The organism is Streptomyces sp. NPDC001904, assembly GCF_040297005.1.
Taxonomy (GTDB): Bacteria; Actinomycetota; Actinomycetes; order Streptomycetales; family Streptomycetaceae; genus Streptomyces.
On the sequence record NZ_JBEOYI010000006.1, the window covers coordinates 335,875 to 359,649 of the forward strand.

Genomic DNA, 23,775 nt, shown 5'->3' on the forward strand with positions numbered 1-23,775 from the left:
ATCCGGTCGATCCGGTCGATCCGGACGACGTCGAGCATCCGATGCCTTCGAGACGGAAGAACGAGGAAGCAGCCATCTCCGAGCACACGCATCCCGCACCCACCCCCGCCGAGACGGCGGAACTCGTGCGCTGCTGCGCCCTGTTCCTTCCCGCCGATCCGGCACGCGCCTCGACCGTCGCCTTCTGGCGCCCCGACGGCGACGAGGTGCCCCTCCCGGCGGCGGGCTCCCGGATCCAGCTACCCCTGGTGCTGCCCGGCGAGGAGGTGACGCTGCCTGCCGTGGCGCTGCCGGTACGGGTCGCGCTTCCGGTGCTCACGCGCGCGCGGGCGGCCGCGCACGCCGATCCGACCACGGCGTTCTGGGGCGCCGCCGCCCTGCTGGCACTGCAACTCGCCGCCCGGGGACTGTTGTTGCCCGGACTCAGCGCCGAGGAGCACGACGCGTGGCGGTCCGGTCCGCTGAGCGCCGACGATCTGGAGCGGGTGCGCGAGCTGGCCGCCGCGATGCCACCGCAGGCACACGCCGTCCCCCTGGACGGGTACGAGCCACCCCGGCTGCACGCTCCGGAGCGGCTGCTGCGGACCTTCCTGGACGCGGTGGCCGACACGCTGCCGCGCTCCCCCGCCGCGCAGGCGGCCGCCGGATCCGCGGTGTTCGCCGCCCGCGGCCCGCGCCGGGTGCCCGAGCTGCGTCCCTGGGCGGCGGATGTCGCGGCCGGGCACGACGCCGGGGTGCGAATCTCCCTGCGGGTGGAGGTGCTGGGCCTGGAGCGGACCTCCGACGAAGAGGCACGGCCGTCGTTCCGCGCCGTGCCGCAGCTGCACAGCGTCGCCGATCCCACGCTGCTGGCGGACGCGGCAGAGGTGTGGGCGGGCGCCGGCCCGGCCGCGCGGGCCTTCGGTGCACGGGCCCGGATGGACGCGCTCCTGGCACTGCGGCGTGCCTCGCGCGCGTGGGCGCCGCTCGCCCCGCTGCTGTCGGCCGCCGTCCCGGACGCGGTCGAGCTGGCCGACGAGGAGGTCACCGAGCTGCTCGGGGACGGGGCACGAGTCCTGTCGGCGGCGGGTGTCGAGGTGCACTGGCCGAAGGAACTCGCCCGGAAGCTGACGGCGCGCGCAGTGATCGGTCCGCCGGACGGCGCCGACGGGGATCCGCTCGCGTCGGGCGCCCCGTCGGTCCTGTCCGCCGACGCGCTGCTGGCGTTCGACTGGTGGTTCGCCCTCGGCGACCAGGAGTTGAGCCGCGCCGAGCTGGACCGGCTCGCCGAGGCGAACCGGCCGGTGGTGCGGCTGCGCGACCAGTGGGTGCTGATCGATCCGGGCGAGGCGCGACGGGCGCGCGCCCACCGGGACCGCAAGGTCACCCCGGTCGACGCGCTGAGCGCCGTTCTGACGGGCTCGACGGAGCTGGACGGCCGCCGGGTCGAGGTACGCCCCACGGGCTGGCTCAAGGGGCTGCGGGACCGGCTCGCGGACCCCGAGGGAGCGGATCCGGCCGAACGGATCGAGCAGCCCGCCGCGCTCGCCGCCGAGCTGCGCGACTACCAGCTGCGCGGCCTGAACTGGCTGGCCCGGATGACCTCACTGGGCCTGGGCGCCTGTCTCGCCGACGACATGGGCCTCGGCAAGACCATCACGCTGATCGCGCTGCATCTGCACCGGCAGTCCGCGGCCGGGACCGCGGGCCCGACGCTGGTGGTGTGTCCGACGTCGCTGATGGGCAACTGGCAGCGCGAGATCGAGAAGTTCGCGCCGGGCACCCCGGTGCGCCGCTACCACGGCGGGCGACGGTCCCTGGAGGACCTGGCGGACGGCGAGTTCGTCCTCACCACGTACGGGACGATGCGCCTCGACGCCGCCCGACTGGCCGCCGCGTCCTGGGGGATGGTGGTCACCGACGAGGCCCAGCACGTCAAGAACCCCTTCTCGGCGACGGCGAGGGAGCTGCGCACCATCGGCGCACGCGCGCGTGTGGCGCTCACCGGCACGCCGGTGGAGAACAACCTCTCCGAGCTGTGGGCGATCCTGGACTGGACGACCCCCGGCCTGCTGGGCCGGCTCGGCACCTTCCGCACCCGGTACGCGCAGGCCGTCGAGGGCGGCAAGGACCCCGCGGCGGCCGAACGCCTCGCCCGGCTGGTCGGACCCTTCCTGCTGCGGCGCCGCAAGTCGGACCCGGGCATCGCGCCCGAACTGCCGCCCAAGACCGAGACCGACCGGGCGGTGTCGCTGACCAAGGAGCAGACGGGTCTGTACGAGGCCGTGGTGCGCGAGACGCTGGCGGAGATCTCGGGCGCCGACGGGTTCGAGCGGCGCGGCCTCGTCGTCAAACTGCTGACGGCCCTGAAGCAGATCTGCAACCACCCCGCGCAGTACCTCAAGGAGGACCGCCCGCGCATCGCCGGGCGCTCCGGGAAGCTGGAGCTGCTGGACGAGCTCCTGGACACGATCCTGGCCGAGGGCGCGGGCGTCCTGGTCTTCACGCAGTACGTGCAGATGGCCCGCCTCGTCGAGCGGCACCTCGCGGACCGCGGCATCGCGAGCCAGTTCCTGCACGGCGGCACCCCTGTCGCGCGGCGCGAGGACATGGTGCGGCGGTTCCAGGACGGCGAGGTGCCGGTCTTCCTGCTCTCCCTGAAGGCGGCCGGTACCGGTCTCAACCTCACGCGCGCGGAACACGTCGTGCACTACGACCGCTGGTGGAACCCGGCCGTCGAGGCGCAGGCCACCGACCGTGCGTACCGGATCGGGCAGACGCGTCCGGTCCAGGTGCACCGGCTGATCACGGAGGGCACGATCGAGGACCGCATCGCCGAGATGCTCGTCCGCAAGCGGGAGTTGGCGGACGCCGTGCTGGGGGCGGGCGAGGGGGCCCTCACCGAGCTGAGCGATGCCGAACTGGCCGATCTGGTCGAACTGCGAGGGGGATCCCGATGAGTGACCTGTACGACGACCAGGACGCGTTCGACGAGCTCGGTGAGGGGGGCCGGGCCGGCGATGCCCTGGAGCGCGTCTTCGCCGCCCTGCCGCCCGCCCAGGGGCGGGGCTTCGCGGACACCTGGTGGGGCCGGGCGTGGCTGAAGTCGCTGGAGGACACCGCTCTCGACCTCGCCCAGCTCAAGGCGGGCCGCAGGCTGGCGCGGGCCGGGGCGGTCGGTGCGGTGTCGGTGCGGCCGGGGCGGATCACCGCTGTCGTACGGGACCGCGGCGGCGCCCTGCACCGCTCCGACGTGCTGCTGCACCAGCTGGACGGCGACGACTGGGACCGCCTCCTGGGCATGGCCGTCGAGCGGTCGGGGCACATCGCGGCGCTCCTCGATCGTGAGATGCCGCCGCACCTGGTGGAGGACGCGGCTGCGGCCGGCGTGGAACTCCTGCCGGGGATCGGCGACTTGGAGCCGCGGTGCGACTGTGGCGCGTGGGACCACTGCGCGCACACGTCCGCGCTCAGCTATCAGGTGGCACGCCTGCTCGACCAGGATCCTTTCGTGCTGCTTCTGCTGCGCGGGCGGGACGAGCGGTCGCTGCTCGACGAGCTCCAGGTGCGCAGCGCGGCGGCCGCCGACCCCGCGCCGGCCGAGCGGGAGAGCGGCGGGGCCGAGGGCGTGGACGCCGCCGATGCCTACGCGTCGGCGATCGTCCTGCCGCCGCTGCCCCCGCCGCCGCCCCTGCCGTCCGAGCCCGGGCTGCCGCCGGTCCTGGACACCGAGACGGCGCCGCCCGGGGACACGGACGTCGACGCGCTGGAGTTCCTGGCCGCGCAGGCCGCCGCCGAGGCCCACCGGCTGCTGTCCGAGGCGCTCGCCACCGCTCATGAGCAGCGGCCCGTGGCGCAGGAGCCGACGCTCTCCGCGGATGCCGCGCGGCTCGCCGCGGCGGCGCCGCCGGAGCCCGTCGCCGTCCGCCTCGCCCGCGCGTCGGGCCGGGACCGGGAGGGTCTCGCGCTGGCCGCCCGTGCCTGGGAGTACGGGGGCGTCGCCGCGCTGGCCGTCCTCGAGGAGGCATGGACTCCCGACGCCAGAAGTGCCGCACGCGCGCGTGCCGCGATCGAAGCGGCCTGGGAGGAGGACGAGCGGCCGGTCCTCAAGGGCGCGCGCGGGCGCTGGACGGTCTCGGACGGCGTCACCCAGCTGCGGCTGGGGCGCGACGGACGGTGGTGGCCGTACCGCAAGGAACGGGGCCGCTGGGCACCCGCGGGCCCGGCCGCGTCCGATCCGGCGGCCGCGCTCGCCCTCGCGCTGGGCAGCGGCCAGGACTGACGCGGGCGGCAGGGCGGGCCGTGGCGGCCGCCGCGCGACCGGCATGGAGTAGTCCGACGGGACGAACGGCGCGCGGCGGGTGATCGTGAATGGACCTCCCCGTGCCGGGGAGGCCATCCTCAGCCGGGGGGCGACCAGAAGGCGCAGGCTCATGGCCACTTTGTGCAGACCCGCTGTCTCCGTGCCCGAACACGTCATCACGATGGAGGAGACGCTCGCCCTGGCACGCTCCCACCACGCCGACCACCCTCAACTTCCGCTGGCGCTGCGCCTGATCGAGAACACGGGCGTGCAGACCCGGCACCTCGTGCAGCCCATCGAGGAGACGCTGAAGCACCCCGGCTTCGAGGACCGCAACGCGCTCTACCAGGCGGAGGCCAAGGCCCGGGTGCCGGCGGTGGTGCAGCGGGCGCTGGACGACGCCCGGCTCAGGGCCGCAGACATCGACGTGATCATCTACGTCTCCTGCACGGGCTTCATGATGCCGTCGCTCACCGCGTGGCTGATCAACGAGATGGACTTCTCCAGCGACACCCGTCAGATACCCATCGCCCAGCTGGGCTGTGCCGCGGGCGGCGCCGCGGTGAACCGGGCGCACGACTTCTGCACGGCCTACCCGGACGCGAACGCGCTCATCGTGGCCTGCGAGTTCTGCTCCCTGTGCTACCAGCCGACCGATCTGGGCATCGGCTCGCTGCTCTCGAACGGGCTCTTCGGCGACGGTGTGGCGGCCGCCGTGGTGCGCGGTCGCGGCGGTACCGGCATCACCCTGGAGCGCAACGGGTCGTACCTCATCCCGAAGACCGAGGACTGGATCGCGTACGACGTCCGCGCCACCGGATTCCACTTCCTGCTCGACAAGCGGGTGCCCACCACCATGGAACCGCTCGCTCCGGCGCTCCAGGAGCTGGCGGGCCTGCACGGCTGGAACGCCTCCGAGCTGGACTTCTACATCATTCACGCGGGCGGTCCGCGCATCCTGGACGACCTCAGCAAGTTCCTCCAGGTCCCGCCGGACGCGTTCCGCTTCAGCCGCGCCACGCTCACGGAGTACGGAAACATCGCCAGTGCCGTGGTCCTGGACGCGCTGCGCCGGCTCTTCGACGAGGGCGGCGCGCACGACACGGCCCGCGGCATGCTCGCCGGGTTCGGCCCCGGCATCACCGCGGAGATGTCGCTGGGCCGCTGGAGCCACTCCGACGACCGCGAGGCGCTCGTGGAGGCCGCTGTATGACCGAGGAGACCACCACCAGGCCGCCGGTCCGTCCGTGGCCGTCCCTGGACCTGCACGGGGTCGATTTCGACCCCGTGCTGAGCGAGCTGATGGCCGAGGGCCCGGTGACCCGGATCCGGCTGCCCAACGGCGAGGGCTGGGCCTGGCTCGTCACGCGCTACGACGACGTGCGCACCGTGACCAACGACTCGCGCTTCAGCCGTGAGGCCGTCGTGGGGCGTCAGGTCACGCGGCTCGCCCCGCACTTCATCCCGCAGGCGGGAGCCGTGGGCTTCGCCGATCCGCCCGACCACACGCGGCTGAGGCGGGCCGTGGCGGCGGCGTTCACCGCGCGCGGGGTGGAACGTCTGCGCACGCGCGCGCAGGAGATGCTCGACGAGCTGGTGACCGGCCTGCTGCGCGACGGTCCGCCCGCCGATCTCACCGAGCGTCTCCTGGCGCCGTTCCCGATCGCCGTCATCTGCGAGCTGATGGGGGTGCCCGCGGCCGACCGTCACCTGATGCACACCTGGACGCAGCTGATCCTGTCGTCGGCCCACGGGGCCGAGGTCAGTGAGCGCGCCAAGGACGAGATGTCGGCCTACTTCGCCCGGCTGATCCGCTCGCGCGACGACGGCACCGGCGAGGACGTCACCTCCTTGCTGGGCACGGCGGTCGGGGCGGGCGAGCTGACGGAGGACGAGGCGGTGGGCCTCGCGGTCCTCGTGCAGATCGGCGGCGAGGCCGTCACGAACAACTGCGGCAACATGGTCTACATCCTGCTCACCCGTCCCGACCTCGCCGAGCGGCTGCGCGCCGAGCCGGCGCTGCGGCCCCGGGCCATCGACGAACTGCTGCGCTACATCCCGCACCGCAGCGCCGTCGGCCTGTCCCGGATCGCCCTGGAGGACGTCGACGTGGCGGGGGTGCGCATCTGTGCGGGCGACCCGGTCTACGTGTCCTACCTGGCGGCCAACCGCGATCCGGACGTCTTCCCCGACCCGGACCGCATCGACTTCGACCGCGCCGCGAATCCGCACGTCTCCTTCGGCTTCGGACCGCACTACTGCGTCGGCGGCATGCTGGCGAAGCTGGAGTCGGAGCTGCTGGTGGGAGCGTTGCTCGACCGCTTCCCCGGGCTGCGGCTCGACGTGCCGCCCGAGCAGGTTCCCTTCCGCAAAGGCGCGTTGATCCGCGGCCCCGAGTCCGTTCCGGTGACCTGGTCGGCGGCCGGATGACGGCGCTGACACCCGCGGAGGGGCTGCTGGTGCCGCCCGGGCACGGCCGGACCGTGCAGACGGCCGCCCAGCAGGTCACCTTCAAGGTCACCGGGGACCATTCACGTATGGCGTCCAGTTTCGAGGTCGTGGTGCCCCCGGGCTTCGACGTCGGGGCCCATGTGCACACGCGGAGCGAGGAGTTGTTCTACGTTCTTGAGGGCGAGCTGGACGTGCTCGCCTTCGAGCCGCGGGTGCGCACCCCCGACAACTGGCGGCGCTGGCAGTCCCCTTCGGGCAACAAGGTGGTGCGGGCGACGCCGGGCACGGTGATCGTGGTGCCGCCCGGCTGCCCGCACGCGTTCGCCAATCCGACGGACACGCCGGCGAAGATGTTCTTCCAGGCCTCTCCCCCGCCGGACCACGAGCGCTACTTCGAGGAACTGCTGGAGATCCTCTCGGCGGGCGGTCCGCCGGACCACGCGGCGATCGCCGACCTCCGTTCGCGCTACGACATCGAACAGCTGACGCCGTTGCGCCATGGTGGAGACCTCGACGACGTTTCCACCAGGAGGAGTTGAGGCCCGTGTTGCTCGACGGGAAAGTCGCGCTCGTCTACGGCGGTGGCGGGGCCGTCGGAGGGGCGGCGGCACGCGGATTCGCGCGCGAAGGGGCCTCGGTGTTCCTCGCGGGAAGGTCCCTGGCGCCCGCCGAGCGGGTCGCTGCCGCGATCAGGGAGTCCGGGGGCACCGCGGAGGCCTTCGAGGTCGACGCGCTCGACGAGAGCGCCGTACAGGGCTTCGTCGACGACGTCGCGCGGCGGGCGGGCCGCATCGACATCTCGTTCAACCTCATCGGCGTCGGCGACGTCCAGAAGCCGCTGACGGAGCTGACGGTCGACGAGTTCCTGGCCCCGATCACGAACACGATGCGCACCCAGTTCCTCACCACGCGGGCGGCGGCCCGCCACATGGCGGCCCGGGGCTCGGGCGTCGTGCTCGCCTTCGGCGGCTCCGGCCCGCAGACGGAGCCGGGCCTGGGCGGCTTCAAGGTCTCCCTGGACGCGTTGGAGGGGCTGCGCCGGCAGTGGGCGTGCGAACTGGGCTCTTCGGGGATCCGTGTGGTGACGCTCAAGACGGGCGGTGTGCCGGAAAGCCTGCCGCCCGACTTCGAGGGGCGCGCGGAGCTGACCGAGCTGCTGACCGAGCCCACGCTGCTGGGCCGGGCGGCGACCCTCACCGACGTGGGCGAGGTCGCCGCGTTCGTGGCCAGCGACCGTGCCCGCACGATGACGTCCGCCACGGTGAACATCTCGTGCGGGGCCCTGGCCGACCCGTGAGCGGTGACCGCTAGCGGATCGGCATGCCGGACAGGGTGCGGGCGATGACCAGGCGCTGGATCTCGCTCGTGCCCTCGAAGATCGTGTAGATCGCCGCGTCGCGGTGCATGCGCTCGACGGGGTACTCACGCGTGAAGCCGTTGCCGCCGAGGATCTGGACGGCCTGGGCGGTGACCTTCTTGGCGGTCTCGCTCGCGAACAGCTTGGACATGGAGCCCTCGGCGTTCTCGAACTTCTTGCCGGTGGTCGCCATCCAGGAGGCGCGCCACACCAGGAGACGCGCGGCGTCGATCGAGGTGCGCATGTCGGCCAGCTGGAACGCGACGCCCTGGTTGTCGATGATCGGGCGGCCGAACTGCTCGCGGGTCTTGGCGTACTCCAGCGCCTCCTCGTAGGCGGCGCGGGCGGTGCCGACGGCCATCGCGCCGACGGCGGGGCGGGAGGCCTCGAAGGTCGCCATGGCGGCGTTCTTCACGCGCTCGCCACCCTTCTGGGCCTTCTCGCGCGAGCGGGCGAGGCGCTCGTCCAGCTTGTCCTTGCCGCCGAGCAGGCACGAGCCGGGGACGCGCACGTTCTCCAGGACGACCTCGGCGGTGTGCGAGGCGCGGATGCCGTGCTTCTTGAACTTCTGGCCCTGCGACAGGCCCGGCGTGTTCGGCGGCACGATGAACGACGCGTGCCCCTTGGAGCCGAGCGCGGGGTCGACGGAGGCGACGACCACGTGGACGTTGGCTATGCCGCCGTTGGTCGCCCACGTCTTGGTGCCGTTGAGCACCCACTCGTCCTTGGCCTCGTCGTAGACGGCACGCGTGCGCATGGCGGCGACGTCCGAGCCCGCGTCCGGCTCGGAGGAGCAGAAGGCGGCCACCTTCACGTCGTTCACGTCGCCGTACATCTGGGGGATCCAGGTGCCGATCTGCTCCTCGGTGCCGTTGGCAAGGACGCCGACCGCGGCGAGGCCCGTGCCCACGATGGACAGCGCGATGCCCGCGTCGCCCCAGAACAGCTCCTCCATGGCCATCGGGATGCCGAGGCCGCTCGGGTCGAAGAACTGCTGCGCGTAGAAGTCGAGGGAGTAGATTCCGAGCTTGGCCGCTTCCTGGATGACCGGCCAGGGGGTCTCCTCGCGCTCGTCCCACTCGGCGGCCGCAGGGCGGATCACATCGGCGGCGAAGCCGTGAAGCCAGTCACGGACTTCCTTCTGCTCGTCGTTGAGATCCATCGTGAACTCGGCCATGACCCCTCCAGGGCTTGCGTGCACTGCATATGTTACTTGCGGTAACGAGAGTCTGTTACTCGCCAGTAGACCGTGTCAACCTCCGAGTGAGCGTTCGATCCCGAAGTGCGGGCGGGTGTTACCTTTCGCGTGCGTCAAGCAATCGCACGGGCGGGGAGAACGTCATGGAGACCAAGCAACGGACGGACCAGCGCGCGGAGCAGCAGTCCGCCGCCGAGCGCCGGCGACGCGAGCTGCTGGAGGCCGCGGACCGCGTGGTGCTCCGGGACGGTCCCGGCGCCTCGATGAACGCCATCGCCGCGGAGGCCGGGATCACCAAACCGATCCTGTACCGGCACTTCGGCGACAAGGGCGGACTGTACGCGGCGCTCGCCAAGCGGCACACGGACGCCCTGCTGGCCTCCCTGCGGGCGGCGCTGGACGCCCCCGCCGAGCGGCGCGAGCGGGTCGAGGCCACGCTGGACACCTACCTCGCGGCGATCGAGGCCAGGCCGCAGGTCTACCGCTTCCTGATGCATCCGGCGGAGGGCGCCCCCGTCGAGGCGGGGTTCGACGTCGGACAGCACTCCGCACCGCTCCTGCGCCGGATGGGCGAGGAACTGGCCGAGGTCATCGAGGAACGGGTCGACCTCGGGCCCGGGAGCCAGCAGCTCGCGCGCGTGTGGGGACACGGGATCGTCGGGATGATGCACGCCGCCGGTGACTGGTGGCTCGGCGAACGCCCCTGTTCGCGGGCCGAGTTGGTGCGGGCGCTCGCCGACCTGCTGTGGGGTCGGCTCGCGGCCGCGGGCGACAAGGCGGGTGGACCCGGGTTCTGACGCGGGCCTCTAACGGGGTGCCTTCGCCCAGGGCGCCTTCGCCGCCTGCCTCAGCACGCGGCGGCGGCGCCAGCCCGTGACCCGGTCGGCGTAGATCCGGCCCTCCAGGTGGTCGCACTCGTGCTGCAGGCACCGGGCGAACCAGCCCGTGCCGTGGACCACCACCGGGTCGCCCTTCATGTTCTGCCCCTCCACGCGCGCGTGGTCGAAGCGCGGGGTGCCCGCCTCCAGGCCCGGCAGGGACAGACAGCCCTCGGGGCCGCGGATCACCACGCCGTCCGCCTCGACCAGGCGCGGATTGACGAGATGACCGACATGACGGACATCGTCGTCATCCTCGCAGTCGTAGACGAAGACTTGCAGCGATTCACCGATCTGGTTCGCGGCGAGGCCGACGCCCTGGGCCGCGTACATTGTCGCGTACATGTCCTCGACGAGGCGCGCGAGGGACGGCCCGAAGTCGGTCACCTCCCCGCACGGGCGGTGCAGCACGGGATCACCGAGCAGGGTCAGGGGTCGTACGCGCCCGGAGGCGCCCGGTACAGAGCCGTGTCGCATGAGCGCAAGGGTACGGTCGAGCGGTACCCCGAGCCGCAGTTCGGGCTTGTCAGGGGATCTCGATAGGCTGGGCCAGGAAAGCGATGCCGGGGGCAGGCGCGGCGCCGTACGCAAGGAGGACCCAAGAAGATGGCAGGCAACTCGGAGTCGATGACTCCGCGGGCCAAGCTCGCCGTGACGGCGGGCAAGGCCGCGGCCGCGGTGTCGCGCGCGGCAGGTCGCGGCAGCGGTTCGGTGATCGGCGGCAAGGTCGCGCTCAGGCTCGACCCCGAGCTGCTCGGACGGCTCGCCCAGCACCTGGACACGGTGCTCGTCTCGGCCACCAACGGCAAGACGACCACCACCCGCCTCATCGCCGAGGCCCTGCGCGCCAGCGGCGAGGTCGTCTCGAACGCGCTGGGCGCGAACATGCCTGCTGGCATCACCTCGGCCCTGGCCGGCGGTTCGGAGGCCAAGTTCGGCGTCATCGAGGTCGACGAGAAGTACCTCGCCGGCGTGGCCCGGGACGTGTCCCCCAAGGCGATCGCGCTGCTCAACCTCTCGCGCGACCAGCTCGACCGCGCCGCCGAGACCCGCATGCTCGCCGAGAAGTGGCGTGAGGGGCTGGCCGGTTCGAAGGCCATCATCATCGCGAACTCCGACGACCCGCTGGTCGTCTGGGCCGCGTCCTCCTCGCCGAACGTCGTGTGGGTCGCCGCGGGCCAGGAGTGGAAGGACGACGCCTGGTCCTGCCCCGCCTGCGGCGGTGTGATGCAGCGCCCGGGCGACGACTGGTTCTGCGGCGAGTGCGGCTTCCGCCGCCCGACGGCGAGCTGGGCGCTCCAGGGCGACTACGTCCTCGACCCGCACGGCTCCGCCTGGCCGATCCACCTCCAGCTGCCGGGCCGGGCCAACAAGGCGAACGCGGCCACCTCCGCCGCCGTCGCCGCCTGCTTCGGCGTCCCGCCGCAGGTCGCGCTGGAGCGGATGTACCAGGTGCAGGCCGTGGCCGGCCGCTACGACGTCGTGCAGTTCCTCAATCGCGACCTGCGGCTGCTGCTCGCCAAGAACCCGGCGGGCTGGCTCGAAACGTTCACTCTGATCGACCCGCCGCCCACCCCGGTGATCCTCTCGGTGAACGCGCGGGGCGCGGACGGCACCGACACCTCCTGGCTGTGGGACGTCGACTACACCCGGCTGGCCGGGCACCCGATCGCCGTCATCGGCGACCGCAAGCTGGACCTCGCGGTACGTCTGGAGGTGGCCGGCCTGCAGTTCCAGGTCTGCGACACCCTCGACCAGGCCGTGCAGGCATCGCCCCCCGGACGGATCGAGCTGATCGCCAACTACACCGCGTTCCAGGACGTCCGCCGCCGCGTCGGCAACTGACCCGGAACCCCAGTACAGCGGCTCGAGCCAGCGAAGGATCATGAGCATGAGTGAAAGCAGCCTGCGTCTCGTGTGGGTCTACCCCGACCTGCTCAGCACGTACGGAGACCAGGGCAACGCCCTGGTCGTGGAGCGCCGGGCCAACCAGCGCCGCCTCCACGTCGAGCGGGCCGACGTCCGCAGCGACCAGCCGGTACCGACCTCCGGCGACATCTATCTGATCGGCGGCGGCGAGGACCGGCCGCAGCGGCTGGCCGCGGAGCGGCTGCGCCGCGACGGCGGCCTGCAGCGCGCGGTGGCCAACGGCGCCATCGTGTTCTCCGTGTGCGCCGGCTACCAGATCCTCGGCCACGAGTTCATCAACGACCTCGGCGAGCGGGAGCCGGGCCTCGGCCTGCTCGACGTCGTCTCCACGCGCGGCGAGGGCGAGCGGTGCGTCGGTGACGTGCTGGGCGACATCGACCCGCAGTTGGGGCTGCCGCCGCTGACCGGGTTCGAGAACCACCAGGGCATCACGCACCTGGGCCCGTCGGCCCGCCCGTTCGCCCGCACCCGCATCGGCAAGGGCAACGGCACGGGGGACGGCACCGAGGGCGCCTTCAACGACACCGTGTTCGGCACGTACATGCACGGACCCGTGCTCGCGCGGAACCCGCAGATCGCCGACCTGCTGCTGAAGCTGGCGCTGGACGTCAACGCGCTGCCGCCCGTCGACGACCGGTGGTACGAGGCGCTCCGCAACGAGCGGATCGCTTCCGCGACCGCTGCACAGCCCGCCTAAGGGGCGCTTCCGCGCCCATATGAGCGGAGCTGTCCACCTGGCGGACGCCCCATACGGCCGGTCCCCCGGGCGCCGCTAAGGTACGGGGGATTCCCGCCGGACGACGTGGTCCGGTCGTCGGGCCACGTTTGCAAAGGTAATCCGGGCTTATGCGTATTGGTGTCCTCACTTCAGGCGGCGACTGTCCCGGCCTGAACGCGGTGATCCGTTCGGTCGTGCACCGGGCCGTCGTCGACCACGGCGACGAGGTCATCGGTTTCCACGACGGGTGGAAGGGGCTGCTCGAATGCGACTACCGCAAGCTGGACCTGGACGCGGTGGGCGGCATCCTCGCCCGCGGCGGCACCATCCTCGGCTCTTCGCGGGTGCAGCCCGCCCATCTGCGTGACGGCGTGGACCGGGCCAAGGGGCACGTCGCCGACCTCGGTCTCGACGCCATCATCCCGATCGGCGGCGAGGGCACGCTCAAGGCGGCCCGGCTGCTCTCCGACAACGGGCTGCCGATCGTCGGCGTACCGAAGACGATCGACAACGACATCGCTGTCACCGACGTGACCTTCGGTTTCGACACGGCCGTCGGCGTCGCGACCGAGGCGCTGGACCGACTGAAGACCACCGCCGAGTCGCACCAGCGGGTGCTGATCGTCGAGGTCATGGGACGGCACACCGGCTGGATCGCGCTGCACTCGGGCATGGCCGCCGGTGCGCACGCCGTCGTCGTGCCGGAGCGCCCGTTCGACATCGAGGAGCTGGCCGCGAAGGTCGGCGAGCGGTTCGACGCGGGCAAGAAGTTCGCGATCGTCGTCGCCGCCGAGGGCGCCAAGCCGCGCGCCGGTTCGATGGCGTTCGACGAGGGCGTCAAGGACATGTACGGGCACGAGCGCTTCGCCGGGATCGCCCGCCAGCTCTCCATCGAGCTGGAGCAGCGGCTCGGCAAGGAGGCGCGGCCGGTGATCCTCGGTCACGTGCAGCGCGGCGGCACCCCGACCGCGTACGACCGGGTGCTCGCCACCCGCTTCGGCTGGCACGCCGTGGAGGCCGTGCACCGCGGGGAGTTCGGACACATGACCGCGCTGCGCGGCACCGACATCGTGATGGTGTCGCTGGCCGAGGCCGTGGAGACCCTCAAGACGGTCCCCGAGGAGCGGTACGCCGAGGCGGAGTGCGTGCTCTAGCCCCCCACCCCGCCACAGAACTGCCCCCGGCCGATGTCACGGCCGGGGGCAGTTCTAGTCTGGTGGCGCACAATCCGTACGAATCGAGCACCGGGAGCCGGCCGATGGACCACAGCGGGCACGGCATGGACGGCATGGATCTGCCGCCGTTCACGCTGGGGAACGGCCTTCAATGGTCGGCCGACCCCTTCTTCCTCGTCGGCTGCCTCCTCGCCCTCGCGCTCTACGGGTGGGGCGTCGTCCGCCTCGCGCGGCGCGGGGACTCGTGGCCCGTGGCGCGTACCGTCTCGTTCGTCGTGGGCGTGCTCACCATCGGTCTGGTGATGTGCACCAAGCTGAACGACTACGGCATGGTCATGTTCAGCGTGCACATGGTGCAGCACATGGTGATCAGCATGCTGTCGCCGATCCTGCTGCTGATGGGCGCGCCGATCACGCTGGCGCTGCGCGCGCTGCCGGTGGCGTCGAAGCGCGGCAGCAAGGGCCCGCGCGAGCTGCTGCTGATGCTGCTGCACAGCCGCTACATGCGGATCATCACGCATCCCGCGTTCACCATTCCGCTGTTCATCGCGAGCCTCTACGCCCTGTACTTCACGCCCCTCTTCGACTTCCTGATGGGGTCGCAGGTCGGGCACCTGGCGATGATGGTGCACTTCCTCGCCGTGGGCGTGGTGTTCTTCTGGCCGATCATGGGCGTGGACCCGGGGCCGCACCGGCCCGGGTACGTGATGCGGATGCTGGAGCTGTTCGCGGGCATGCCCTTCCACGCGTTCTTCGGGATCGCGCTGATGATGGCGAGCACCACGATGGTCGGGACCTTCGAGAACCCGCCGGCCTCCCTGGGGCTCGATCCGATGGCCGACCAGACCGCCGCCGGCGGTATCGCCTGGGCGTTCAGCGAGGTGCCGTCGGTGCTCGTGCTGCTCGCGCTGCTCTTCCAGTGGAAGAAGTCCGAGGAGCGGCAGGCGCGGCGCAAGGACCGCGCCGCGGACCGGGACGGCGACAAGGAGCTGGAGGCGTACAACGCCTACCTGGCCTCGCTGAACGCACGCGGACAGTAGCGCCACAGGCCGTTCCCGGGTGAGGATGGCCTTCTGGCCGCGGCACGGGCGCCGCACAACACCGCCGTACGGCGTCCCGGCTGCCGGGAGGAGGGTGTGTGATGCCCGGATCCACGAAGACGATGGGCGTGTTCACCGTCGGTGGCCTGGTGGCCGTGACCGCCTACACGGTGGCGCTCGGCAGCAACGGCTGGCTCTGGTTCGGCTGGATCGTGCTGGGCCTGATCACCGTGGCGATGGTGGCCTCGCACAACCCCTGACACGCGGTCCGGGCTTTGGTTACTGTGCGTTCGCGCCCGTAGTTGCTCCATGGGGGAAGGCGACGGCCATGTTCTACCGACTGCTCAAGTACGTGATCCTCGGGCCGCTGCTGCGGCTGATGTTCCGGCCGCGCATCGAGGGCCTCGAACACGTGCCGGACGAGGGCGCCGCGATCGTCGCGGGGAACCATCTGTCGTTCTCGGACCATTTCCTCATGCCCGCGATCCTCAAGCGGCGGATCACGTTCCTGGCGAAGGCGGAGTACTTCACCGGGCCCGGGGTGAAGGGCCGGCTGACCGCCGCGTTCTTCCGCAGCGCCGGGCAGATCCCGGTCGACCGCTCCGGCAAGGAGGCGGGCCAGGCCGCGATCCGCGAGGGGCTCGGAGTGCTGCGCCGCGGCGAACTGCTCGGTATCTATCCGGAGGGCACCCGCTCGCACGACGGCCGCCTCTACAAGGGCAAGGTCGGGGTCGCCGCGATGGCCCTGAAGGCGCAGGTCCCGGTGATCCCGTGCGCGATGATCGGCACGTTCGAGGCGCAGCCGCCGGGCCAGAAGATCCCGAGCATGCGCCGGATCACCATCCGTTTCGGCAAGCCGCTGGACTTCGCGCGGTACGCGGGGATGGACGGCGAGAAGGCGATCCTGCGGGCGGTCACCGACGAGATCATGTACGCGATCCTGGAGCTGTCCGGGCAGGAGTACGTCGACAAGTACGCGGCGCAGGTGAAGGCGGAGGCCGAGGAGGCCACGGCGCGGAAGTTCCCGCGGATGCCCCTCAGCTGAAACCCGCGGGCGGGCCGCTCTGCGGTGAGCAGAGAACCCTGGGCCCCGGCGCCCTGATCACCGTACGGTCCGGGCATGAAGACGGCTTTGGTGATCGGTGCGGCAGGACAGATCGGGCGACCGGCGGTACGGGCGCTCGCGCGGGACGGATGGACGGTGACGGCCGCCTCGCTCGGGGGCGGCCGGGACGCGGACTGGCCGCAGGAGGTGCGGTCGGTACGGCTCGACCGGGACGACGACGCGGCACTCGCCGCCCTGGTCGGGGACGGGGTGGACGTCGTCGTGGACCTGGTGGCCTTCACCCCGGAGCACGGGCGGCAGCTCGCGGGGCTCGCCGGCCGGGCCGGTTCGGTGATCGTCGCGTCGAGCGGGGCGGTCTACGTGGACGAGCGGGGCCGCGGTTTCCACACGCAGGAGGAGCCGGACGGCTGGCCCGAATATCCCGTGCCGATCCCGGAGAGCTGGCACACGGTGGCCGCGGGCGACGGCTACGGGGCGCGCAAGGTGCGGATCGAGCGGGACCTGCTGGCGCTCGGCGACCGGCTGCCGACGACGGTGCTGCGGCCGACGGCCGTGTACGGCCCGCACTGCCGCACCCCGCGCGAGCTGTACTTCGTGAAGCGGAACCTGGACGGGCGCCGGTCGCGGGTGCTCGCGTACAACGGCAGCAGCACGTTCCATCCGGCGAGCGTGCACAACCTGGCGGAACTGGTGCGGCTGGCCGCGGCCAGGCCCGGGTCGCGGGTGCTGAACGGGGCCGATCCCGACCATCCCTCGGTCGGCGAGATCGGCGCGATGATCGACGCGCTGATGGGCGTGGAGACGGAGTCGGTGCTCGTCGACGGGCCGCCGCCGGCGCCGACCGTCGGGGACTCCCCGTGGGCGGTGCCGCACTCGCTGATCGTCGACATGTCGGCCGCCGAGCGCGAGCTGGGGTACAAGCCGGTGACGACGTACGCCGAGGCGCTTCCCGAGACCGTCGAGTGGCTGGCGGGGCGGCTGCGCGAGCAGGACTGGCAGGACGGCTTCCCGAAGATGGTGGCCTCGTACACGACCGGGATCTTCGACTACGCGGCCGAGGACGCCTGGCTGGCGTCCCGCTGACAGCGAGAGGCCCGGCCCCCGGTGAAGGGGGCCGGGCCTCTCAGGCGCCGGAGGTCACGGCTTGGGGGTGGCGTGCGGGGTGCACGTCACGTCCTTGCTGTCGACGTCGCCGGTGAGCAGGTACGTGTCGACCCGGTCGTTGATGCAGGGGTTGGTCAGACCGGTGACACCGTGCGAGCCCGCGTCCTTCTCGGTGATCAGGCGGGAGCCCTTGAAACGCTTGTGCAGTTCGACGGCGCCCTCGTACGGGGTGGCCGCGTCACGCTCGGACTGCACGATGAGGACCGACGGCAGACCCTTGCCGGTCTTCACCTCGGTCGGCGTCTGCTGCTTGGTCTTCCAGGTGGCGCAGGGGAGGTTCATCCACGCGTTGGCCCACGTCATGAACGGGTACTTCTTGTGGAGCTCGGTGTTGTCCCTGTCCCACTTGGACCAGCTGGTCGGCCACTTGGCGTCGGCGCACTCGACGGCGGTGTAGACCGCGTTGCTGTTCTCCGAGGACGCGTTGCCCGCGGTGTCCGACAGGTCGGGTGCGGCGGCGTCGACCAGGGCCTGCGTGTCGCCGGCGACGTACTTGCTCCAGACCTGGGCGGTGGGCGCCCACGCGGAGTCGTAGTACGGCGCGCTCTGGAAGAAGCCGATCAGCTCGGCCGGGCCGAGGACCCCGCCGATGGGGTTCTTCTTCGCGGCGGCGCGCAGCGTCTCCCACTGCTGCTGGACCTTGGCGCGGGTGTCGCCGAGGTGGTAGGTCGCGTCGTTCTTGGCGACCCAGTCCTGCCAGTCCTTCCAGCGGCCCTCGAAGGCGATGTCCTGGTTCAGGTTGGCCTGGTACCAGATGTTGCTCTTCTCGGGGTTGACGACGCTGTCCACGATCATGCGGCGGACGTGGCCCGGGAAGAGCGTGCCGTAGACGGCGCCCAGGTAGGTGCCGTAGGAGACGCCCAGGTAGTTGAGCTTCTTCTCGCCGAGCGCGGCCCGGATGACGTCCAGGTCGCGCGCGGTGTTCGGCGTCGTCATGAACGGCAGCATCTCGCCGCTGCGCTCGTAGCAGCCGTCCGCGTACTCCTTGGCGAGCTTGCGCTGGGCGCGCTTGTCCGCCTCGGAGTCGGGGACCGGATCCGCCTTGGGAGCCTTGACGAACTCCTGCGGGTCGATGCAGGAGATCGGCGCCGAGTGGCCGACACCGCGCGGGTCGAAGCCGACGAAGTCGTACGCCTTCGAGGTCTTCGTCCACAGCGGGTTCTTGTTGGTCACCCGGGTCGGGAAGCGCATGCCGGAGCCGCCGGGGCCGCCCGGGTTGTAGACGAGGGCGCCCTGGCGCTCGTCCGTGGTGCCGGTGCTGACGGCGCGGTCGACGGCGAGCTTGATCTGCTTGCCGAAGGGCTTCGCGTAGTCGAGCGGCACGCTGACGTAGCCGCACTGGATCGGCTTGGCCAGACCCCAGTCGGCGGGACAGTCCTGCCAGTCGATGCCGTGCTTCGCCGCCCTGGCCGCGGCGACCGCCGCGCCCACCGCCTCACGGTTGTGGCTGCTCGCGCCCTTCGAGTGCTGCGCCGACGCGCTGGCGGAAGGGGCGGTGACCGCTCCCGCTATCAGCGCCGCCACGGCGACGGCACCGGCGGAACCGGCCGCCACCCGCCGTCTGCCGCTTCCCGTCTGTCGAGTCCGTCTCAAGAGAGCCCTCCCGTACATGGATTCGATCATTACGTCGATCGGGTTGCCGACCGGTACGGGGATCCTTTCGGCTGTGAGCACCCTGAGGACAGTCGCGACGTCCGATCTTTACCAATCCGATAAACGGGATAACTCGCCCCGGTGAGCGGTCAGTCGGCCAGACGGAGCAACGCCTCGTCGAGCGTGCGGCGCAGCCGCAGGGCATCCGGGGCCACCGCGGTGACGAGAACGGCGGGGCCCGCGAGCGGAGTGAGCGCGGCCGTGCCCCGCTCGTCCAGGACCGCGGCGCCCGGCCGGTCCTTCTCGAACTCCGGCCGTACGACGATGAGCTGGCCCAGGGCCCGGTGCCCGGCCAGGACGGCGGGGCCGTCCCAGCCGCCGGGTGCGCCGGGGCCGCACGCCAGTTCCTGGTCGAGGAGCGGGCGGTCGCCGATGCGGACGGTCAGCCGGCTGGTCAGGCGGCCCGGCTCCTCCCCCACCCGGCCGAGCACCTGCTCCTCGCGCAGCACGAGCCGGGCGCCCGGGGCCAGCTCGGCGCGGGTGGTGACCCGCAGATCGCTGCCGTGTGCCGAGATCAGCTGCTCGGGCAGCCAGTCGAGACGGGCGCCGTCGGCGACGGTGAGCCGGACGTCGTAGTGGGCCTCGCCCTTGGCCTGGCCGGGCAGGGCGAGCGTGGCGGCGACGGAGCCTACGTGCAGCCGGGCGCCCTCGTCCGCGCGGGCCTCGACGGTGAAGCGGTCGCCGCCGAGGGGGCCGCTCATCGCGCCGACGAGCATGACGCGGGCCTCGTCGGCGTGTGCGGCCCGGGTGCGGCGCACGGCGAGTGAGCCCTCGCCCTCCAGGACCGGCAGGGCGGTGCCGCCCCGGCCGTCGCCGCGGGCGGCGATCCGGGCGACGGACCGGACACCCGCCGACATCACGCCGTCCAGGCCGCGAGCCGGCCGCGCGCCCAGGCGGCCACGTCCGCGACCCCGCTCTCGGAACGCAAGGACTGGAGGACCACGGGGAGTTCGGCGCGCTGCGCCTTGGCGTCCGCGGCCATCCGGTCCAGGTCGGAGCCGACGTACGGGGCGAGGTCGGTCTTGTTGATGACGAGCAGGTCGGCGGTGGTGACGCCGGGGCCGCCCTTGCGCGGGATGTCGTCGCCGCCCGCGACGTCGATCACGAAGATCTGGGCGTCGACGAGGCCCTTGGAGAAGGTCGCGGTGAGGTTGTCGCCGCCGGACTCCACGAGGATGAGGTCGAGCGGCCCGACCTCGTCCTCCAGGTCCTCGACGGCCTCCAGGTTGGCGGAGATGTCGTCGCGGATGGCGGTGTGCGGGCAGGCGCCGGTCTCCACGGCGGTGATCCGCTCGGGCGGCAGCACCGCTTCGCGCAGCAGGAACTCGGCGTCCTCGCGCGTGTAGATGTCGTTGGTGACGACGGCGAGGGACAGTTCGTCGCGCAGGGTGCGGCAGAGCGCGGCGACGGTGGCGGTCTTGCCGGACCCGACGGGTCCGCCGAGTCCGATGCGCAGGGCGCGCCGGGTCCCGTCGGGCCGCCGGGCGTCGGCGGAGACGGCGGAGGCTTCGTCGTGGGTGTGTCCGAGGTGCATGTGCATAGCGATCACGGCTCCAGAAGGAATGTCTTTCAGCCCGTCCGGCGTTCGCGGACGAGGCCGTTCAGGCCGATAGGGGGTCCGGGGGGGGCAGCCCCCCCCCCCCCCCGGGGGTTCAGGAAGCGAACAGCCGCACAGGCCAGGCGGCATGGGCTTCCGCGCCGATCTCCAACAGCGGCGCCGACCCGGCGGGCAGCGCGTCGACCCCGATGTCGACGGCCCGTCTTGCCGCGTCCACGGCGTCGGCGACCACCAGATCAAGCTCCGGTGCGAGCCGCGCCAGCGCCCCGGTCGCGTCGAACGGATCGAGGCTGAGCAACCGCACGACGGCGGTCGCGGGCCCGCTGATCCCTTCGTACGCGGAGCAGTACGCGGCGTCCTCGGGCCCGAGTCCGGCAGCGCGGGCGGTGAGTCCGAGTACCACCGGCTGATGGGCGCCCTTGGGGAACTGCTGCGCCAGGGCGTCGAGTTCGGGGTGCGGCCAGGTGGCGCGGGCGGCCCGCATCAGCTGGCGCCCGAGCCTGCGGGCCGCGACCCGCAGCGCGGCCGACGGGGTTCTGGCGTCGGCGGCCGCGTCGAGGGCGACCGGGTCGATGCCCAGCGCCGCCGCGGCGGCGAGGGCCGCCGCGACGGCCCCGCTGGTGTGCAGGCGGCCGCGGCAGAACTCCTCCAGGCTCGCGCCGCCGGTGATGCGGCCCGCCCTGACCGCGGCCTCCGCGCCACCGGAGTGGGCGTGCCCACCCGCGGGGAAGCGGCCGTCCGCCAGGACGAGCAGCGTCGCGCGCGTCATGAGATACGTACCCGTTCCGCGCTCAGAAGAGGAAGTACCGCTGGGCGAGCGGCAGTTCGGCGGCCGGGGCGGGTTCGACGAGTTCACCGTCGATGGTCACGGCGAACGAGTCGGGGGCGACCTCGACGCGCGGCAGGGCGTCGTTGTTGATCATGTCTGCCTTGGTGCGGCCGCGGGTGGACCGGATCGGGACGAAGGACCGGTCGAGCCCGAGCCGCTCCACGAGCCCGTCCTCGATCGCCGCCTCGGTCACGAAGTTGAGGGAGTTGGCGGCCGGGGCCTTGCCGTGCGCGCCGAACATCGGGCGCGGCAGCACCGGTTGCGGGGTGGGGATGGAGGCGTTGGCGTCGCCCATCTGCGCGTAGGCGATCTGCCCGCCCTTGATGACCACCAGCGGCTTCACGCCGAAGAACCGCGGGTCCCAGAGCACCAGGTCGGCCAGCTTGCCGCTCTCCACGGAGCCGAGTTCGCCCTCGATGCCCTGGGCGATCGCCGCGTTGATCGTGTATTTGGCGACATAGCGACGCGCGCGCTGGTTGTCGGCGCGCAGATCGCCGGGGAGCAGGCCGCGGCGGCGCTTCATGACGTGCGCGGTCTGCCAGGTGCGCATGATGACCTCGCCGATGCGGCCCATGGCCTGCGAGTCCGACGACATGATCGAGATGGCGCCCAGGTCGTGCAGGATGTCCTCGGCCGCGATGGTGGTGGGCCGGATGCGGGACTCGGCGAAGGCGAGGTCCTCGGGGACCGCCGGGTTGAGGTGGTGGCAGACCATCAGCATGTCGAGGTGTTCCTCGACGGTGTTGACGGTGTGCGGCCGGGTCGGGTTCGTGGAGGACGGCAGCATGTTGGGCAGCTGCACGGCGGTGATCATGTCGGGGGCGTGACCGCCGCCCGCGCCCTCGACGTGGAAGGCGTGCAGGGTGCGGCCGCCGACGGCGTCGAAGGTGTCCTGGACGAAGCCCGCCTCGTTCAGGGTGTCCGAGTGGACGGCGAGCTGGGCTCCGGACTCCTCGCAGACGTCGAGGCAGGCGGAGATCACGGCCGGGGTGGCGCCCCAGTCCTCGTGGATCTTGAATCCGCAGACCCCGGCGCGCAGCTGGTCGCGCATGGACTCCTTCGACATGGTGTTGCCCTTGCCGAGGAAGCCGATGTTGACGGGGCTGTTCTCCATCGCGGCGAACATCCGGGCGAGGTGCCAGGAGCCGGGGGTGATGGTGGTGGCCTTCGATCCCTCGGCCGGTCCGGTGCCGCCGCCGACGAGCGTCGTCACACCGGACGCCAGCGCCTCGTCGACGATGGTCGGCGAGATGAAGTGGATGTGCGTGTCGATGCCGCCCGCGGTGACGATCTTCCCGTTGCCGGCGAGGACCTCGGTCTCGGGTCCGATGACGAGGTCCGGGTGGACGCCGTCCATCGTGTCCGGGTTGCCGGACTTGCCGATGGCGGTGATCCGGCCGTCGCGGATGCCGATGTCGGCCTTGACGATGCCCCAGTGGTCGATGATCACGGCGCCGGTGATGACGGTGTCCGGGGTGCCTTCCGCGCGCGTGGCACGCGACTGGCCCATGGACTCGCGGATGACCTTGCCGCCGCCGAAGACCGCCTCGTCGCCGGAGCGGCCCGGGCCGCCGCAGCGGTCCTCCTCGATCTCGACGAAGAGGTCGGTGTCGGCGAGCCGGATGCGGTCGCCCGTGGTGGGGCCGAACAGATCGGCGTAGGCGGCGCGGGACAGCTCAGGCATCGAGGGGACCTCCGGTCTCGCCGCGCAGGCCGGGGACGATCCGGCGACCCGCGAGGGGTACGAGTTCGACGTCGACGGGGATGCCGGGCTCGAAGCGGACGGCGGTGCCCGCGGCGATGTTCAGCCGCTTGCCGCGGCCGGCGGCGCGGTCGAAGTCGAGACCGGGGTTGGCCTCGGCGAAGTGGTAGTGGGAGCCGACCTGGACGGGGCGGTCGGCGGCGTTGAGGACCGTCATGCGGATGACGTCGCGGCCCTCGTTGTAGACGACGGGTTCGTCGGCGAAGAGGATCTCTCCGGGAATCATGGCTGCCGCTTCTCCGTCAGACGATCGGCTCGTGGACGGTGACCAGCTTGGTGCCGTCGGGGAAGGTGGCCTCGACCTGCACGTCGTGGATCATCTCGGGGATGCCCTCCATGACGTCGTCGCGGGTGAGCAACTTCCTCCCGGACGCCATGAGTTCCGCGACGGAGCGGCCGTCGCGGGCGCCCTCCAGGATGTGTGAGGTGAGCAGGGCGACGGTCTCCGGGTGATTGAGCTTCAGCCCCCTGGCCCGACGCTTCTCGGCCACGTCGGCGGCCACATGGATGAGCAGTCTCTCCTGCTCGTGCGGGGTCAGTTGCACGGTCCCACCTCACAGTCCTTCGCTCCGGGCCGTGCGGGGCCCGGCTGCCGCGGCCACCGCGACGGATATAGATGTAACACACAAGAAACGCGCATGATCTTGCGCACCCCGGTTACGAAAACCCCTGGTGGCGTGGGCCGCAGGCTAATGGCGCGGAGTTTCAATGACGT

At 71.9% G+C, this 23,775-nt stretch carries 23 protein-coding genes; 14 read left to right on the forward strand and 9 right to left on the reverse strand.

All coding sequences use genetic code 11. From position 1 onward, the window contains the following. Window positions 1-41 precede the first annotated feature (41 nt). From ABT127_RS12965 to ABT127_RS12990, 6 genes are all read left to right on the forward strand, one after another. Window positions 42-2,939: an SCO1167/SCO6262 family helicase gene (locus ABT127_RS12965; protein ID WP_351448230.1), complete on the forward strand. Its 2,898-nt coding sequence runs from the start codon at window positions 42-44 to the stop codon at window positions 2,937-2,939. After that, a complete protein-coding gene (locus ABT127_RS12970) occupies window positions 2,936-4,261 on the forward strand; it encodes an SWIM zinc finger family protein (RefSeq protein ID WP_351448047.1) in 1,326 nt (441 codons plus the stop codon). The genes ABT127_RS12965 and ABT127_RS12970 overlap by 4 nt, the downstream gene beginning before the upstream one ends. 151 nt (window positions 4,262-4,412) lie before the next feature. Beyond that, a complete protein-coding gene (locus tag ABT127_RS12975) occupies window positions 4,413-5,495 on the forward strand; it encodes a type III polyketide synthase (protein ID WP_351448050.1) in 1,083 nt (360 codons plus the stop codon). Then, window positions 5,492-6,712, forward strand: coding sequence for a cytochrome P450 (locus ABT127_RS12980; RefSeq protein WP_351448052.1), 1,221 nt, complete (start codon window positions 5,492-5,494; stop codon window positions 6,710-6,712). Before ABT127_RS12975 ends, ABT127_RS12980 begins: the two co-directional genes overlap by 4 nt. Next, the gene (locus ABT127_RS12985; protein WP_351448055.1) at window positions 6,709-7,272 is read left to right on the forward strand and encodes a cupin domain-containing protein; all 564 of its coding nucleotides are present in this window, start codon (window positions 6,709-6,711) and stop codon (window positions 7,270-7,272) included. Before ABT127_RS12980 ends, ABT127_RS12985 begins: the two co-directional genes overlap by 4 nt. Before the next feature lie 5 nt (window positions 7,273-7,277). Beyond that, a complete protein-coding gene (locus ABT127_RS12990) occupies window positions 7,278-8,030 on the forward strand; it encodes an SDR family NAD(P)-dependent oxidoreductase (protein WP_351448057.1) in 753 nt (250 codons plus the stop codon). A 10-nt stretch (window positions 8,031-8,040) separates the two neighbouring features. Here ABT127_RS12990 and ABT127_RS12995 read toward each other — a convergent pair whose 3' ends face one another. Beyond that, entirely contained in the window at window positions 8,041-9,267 is a 1,227-nt protein-coding gene (locus tag ABT127_RS12995; RefSeq protein WP_351448060.1) for an acyl-CoA dehydrogenase family protein, read from the reverse strand. 164 nt (window positions 9,268-9,431) lie between these two features. Here ABT127_RS12995 and ABT127_RS13000 point away from each other — a divergent pair, with 164 nt between their 5' ends. Further along, entirely contained in the window at window positions 9,432-10,085 is a 654-nt protein-coding gene (locus tag ABT127_RS13000; protein WP_351448063.1) for a TetR/AcrR family transcriptional regulator, read from the forward strand. Window positions 10,086-10,094: 9 nt separating this feature from the next. Here the strand turns inward: ABT127_RS13000 and def are convergent, their stop codons facing one another. After that, window positions 10,095-10,643 carry a peptide deformylase gene (gene def / locus ABT127_RS13005; protein WP_351448065.1) on the reverse strand — a complete coding sequence of 183 codons (549 nt, stop codon included), beginning with the start codon at window positions 10,641-10,643 and terminating at the stop codon, window positions 10,095-10,097. Window positions 10,644-10,772: 129 nt separating this feature from the next. Between def and ABT127_RS13010 the strand changes: the two genes are divergently transcribed. From ABT127_RS13010 to ABT127_RS13040, 7 genes are all read left to right on the forward strand, one after another. Then, window positions 10,773-12,011: a MurT ligase domain-containing protein gene (locus ABT127_RS13010; RefSeq protein ID WP_351448068.1), complete on the forward strand. Its 1,239-nt coding sequence runs from the start codon at window positions 10,773-10,775 to the stop codon at window positions 12,009-12,011. 46 nt (window positions 12,012-12,057) lie between these two features. Then, window positions 12,058-12,792 (forward strand): type 1 glutamine amidotransferase, encoded by a 735-nt coding sequence (locus ABT127_RS13015; RefSeq protein WP_351448070.1) that lies wholly within the window; start codon window positions 12,058-12,060, stop codon window positions 12,790-12,792. A 149-nt stretch (window positions 12,793-12,941) separates the two neighbouring features. Next, entirely contained in the window at window positions 12,942-13,967 is a 1,026-nt protein-coding gene (locus ABT127_RS13020) for a 6-phosphofructokinase (protein ID WP_111663521.1), read from the forward strand. A 104-nt stretch (window positions 13,968-14,071) separates the two neighbouring features. Further along, window positions 14,072-15,028, forward strand: a complete 957-nt coding sequence (locus ABT127_RS13025; protein ID WP_351448073.1) for a cytochrome c oxidase assembly protein — start codon at window positions 14,072-14,074, stop codon at window positions 15,026-15,028. A gap of 101 nt (window positions 15,029-15,129) precedes the next feature. Further along, a complete protein-coding gene (locus tag ABT127_RS13030) occupies window positions 15,130-15,288 on the forward strand; it encodes a hypothetical protein (protein ID WP_181512557.1) in 159 nt (52 codons plus the stop codon). A gap of 68 nt (window positions 15,289-15,356) precedes the next feature. Then, window positions 15,357-16,073, forward strand: a complete 717-nt coding sequence (locus tag ABT127_RS13035) for a lysophospholipid acyltransferase family protein (protein ID WP_351448077.1) — start codon at window positions 15,357-15,359, stop codon at window positions 16,071-16,073. Window positions 16,074-16,148: 75 nt separating this feature from the next. Continuing rightward, window positions 16,149-17,177, forward strand: a complete 1,029-nt coding sequence (locus tag ABT127_RS13040; protein ID WP_351448080.1) for an NAD-dependent epimerase/dehydratase family protein — start codon at window positions 16,149-16,151, stop codon at window positions 17,175-17,177. Window positions 17,178-17,231: 54 nt separating this feature from the next. Here ABT127_RS13040 and ABT127_RS13045 read toward each other — a convergent pair whose 3' ends face one another. From ABT127_RS13045 to ABT127_RS13075, 7 genes are all read right to left on the reverse strand, one after another. After that, entirely contained in the window at window positions 17,232-18,851 is a 1,620-nt protein-coding gene (locus tag ABT127_RS13045; protein ID WP_351448083.1) for an alpha/beta hydrolase, read from the reverse strand. A 149-nt stretch (window positions 18,852-19,000) separates the two neighbouring features. Further along, on the reverse strand, window positions 19,001-19,768 hold the full coding sequence (locus ABT127_RS13050) for an urease accessory protein UreD (protein ID WP_351448086.1): 768 nt from the start codon (window positions 19,766-19,768) through the stop codon (window positions 19,001-19,003). Continuing rightward, entirely contained in the window at window positions 19,768-20,445 is a 678-nt protein-coding gene (gene ureG / locus ABT127_RS13055) for an urease accessory protein UreG (protein WP_351448233.1), read from the reverse strand. Before ureG ends, ABT127_RS13050 begins: the two co-directional genes overlap by 1 nt. A 118-nt stretch (window positions 20,446-20,563) precedes the next feature. After that, window positions 20,564-21,238, reverse strand: a complete 675-nt coding sequence (locus ABT127_RS13060; protein WP_351448088.1) for an urease accessory protein UreF — start codon at window positions 21,236-21,238, stop codon at window positions 20,564-20,566. A gap of 22 nt (window positions 21,239-21,260) precedes the next feature. Continuing rightward, window positions 21,261-22,982, reverse strand: coding sequence for an urease subunit alpha (locus tag ABT127_RS13065; RefSeq protein WP_351448091.1), 1,722 nt, complete (start codon window positions 22,980-22,982; stop codon window positions 21,261-21,263). After that, a complete protein-coding gene (locus ABT127_RS13070; protein WP_351448093.1) occupies window positions 22,975-23,286 on the reverse strand; it encodes an urease subunit beta in 312 nt (103 codons plus the stop codon). The genes ABT127_RS13065 and ABT127_RS13070 overlap by 8 nt, the downstream gene beginning before the upstream one ends. A gap of 16 nt (window positions 23,287-23,302) precedes the next feature. Continuing rightward, the gene (locus tag ABT127_RS13075) at window positions 23,303-23,605 is read right to left on the reverse strand and encodes an urease subunit gamma (protein ID WP_351448095.1); all 303 of its coding nucleotides are present in this window, start codon (window positions 23,603-23,605) and stop codon (window positions 23,303-23,305) included. Window positions 23,606-23,775: the final 170 nt, after the last annotated feature.

Excerpts from the sequence above, each read along its gene's own strand:
- ABT127_RS12965 (WP_351448230.1), top strand. The coding sequence starts at position 42 with ATGCCTTCGAGACGGAAGAACGAGGAAGCAGCCATCTCCGAGCACACG.
- ABT127_RS12970 (WP_351448047.1), top strand. The coding sequence starts at position 2,936 with ATGAGTGACCTGTACGACGACCAGGACGCGTTCGACGAGCTCGGTGAG.
- ABT127_RS12975 (WP_351448050.1), top strand. The coding sequence starts at position 4,413 with ATGGCCACTTTGTGCAGACCCGCTGTCTCCGTGCCCGAACACGTCATC.
- ABT127_RS12980 (WP_351448052.1), top strand. The coding sequence starts at position 5,492 with ATGACCGAGGAGACCACCACCAGGCCGCCGGTCCGTCCGTGGCCGTCC.
- ABT127_RS12985 (WP_351448055.1), top strand. The coding sequence starts at position 6,709 with ATGACGGCGCTGACACCCGCGGAGGGGCTGCTGGTGCCGCCCGGGCAC.
- ABT127_RS12995 (WP_351448060.1), bottom strand. The coding sequence starts at position 9,267 with ATGGCCGAGTTCACGATGGATCTCAACGACGAGCAGAAGGAAGTCCGT.
- ABT127_RS13000 (WP_351448063.1), top strand. The coding sequence starts at position 9,432 with ATGGAGACCAAGCAACGGACGGACCAGCGCGCGGAGCAGCAGTCCGCC.
- def (WP_351448065.1), bottom strand. The coding sequence starts at position 10,643 with ATGCGACACGGCTCTGTACCGGGCGCCTCCGGGCGCGTACGACCCCTG.
- ABT127_RS13010 (WP_351448068.1), top strand. The coding sequence starts at position 10,773 with ATGGCAGGCAACTCGGAGTCGATGACTCCGCGGGCCAAGCTCGCCGTG.
- ABT127_RS13015 (WP_351448070.1), top strand. The coding sequence starts at position 12,058 with ATGAGTGAAAGCAGCCTGCGTCTCGTGTGGGTCTACCCCGACCTGCTC.
- ABT127_RS13020 (WP_111663521.1), top strand. The coding sequence starts at position 12,942 with ATGCGTATTGGTGTCCTCACTTCAGGCGGCGACTGTCCCGGCCTGAAC.
- ABT127_RS13025 (WP_351448073.1), top strand. The coding sequence starts at position 14,072 with ATGGACCACAGCGGGCACGGCATGGACGGCATGGATCTGCCGCCGTTC.
- ABT127_RS13030 (WP_181512557.1), top strand. The coding sequence starts at position 15,130 with ATGCCCGGATCCACGAAGACGATGGGCGTGTTCACCGTCGGTGGCCTG.
- ABT127_RS13035 (WP_351448077.1), top strand. The coding sequence starts at position 15,357 with ATGTTCTACCGACTGCTCAAGTACGTGATCCTCGGGCCGCTGCTGCGG.
- ABT127_RS13040 (WP_351448080.1), top strand. The coding sequence starts at position 16,149 with ATGAAGACGGCTTTGGTGATCGGTGCGGCAGGACAGATCGGGCGACCG.
- ABT127_RS13050 (WP_351448086.1), bottom strand. The coding sequence starts at position 19,768 with ATGTCGGCGGGTGTCCGGTCCGTCGCCCGGATCGCCGCCCGCGGCGAC.
- ureG (WP_351448233.1), bottom strand. The coding sequence starts at position 20,445 with ATGCACCTCGGACACACCCACGACGAAGCCTCCGCCGTCTCCGCCGAC.
- ABT127_RS13060 (WP_351448088.1), bottom strand. The coding sequence starts at position 21,238 with ATGACGCGCGCGACGCTGCTCGTCCTGGCGGACGGCCGCTTCCCCGCG.
- ABT127_RS13065 (WP_351448091.1), bottom strand. The coding sequence starts at position 22,982 with ATGCCTGAGCTGTCCCGCGCCGCCTACGCCGATCTGTTCGGCCCCACC.
- ABT127_RS13070 (WP_351448093.1), bottom strand. The coding sequence starts at position 23,286 with ATGATTCCCGGAGAGATCCTCTTCGCCGACGAACCCGTCGTCTACAAC.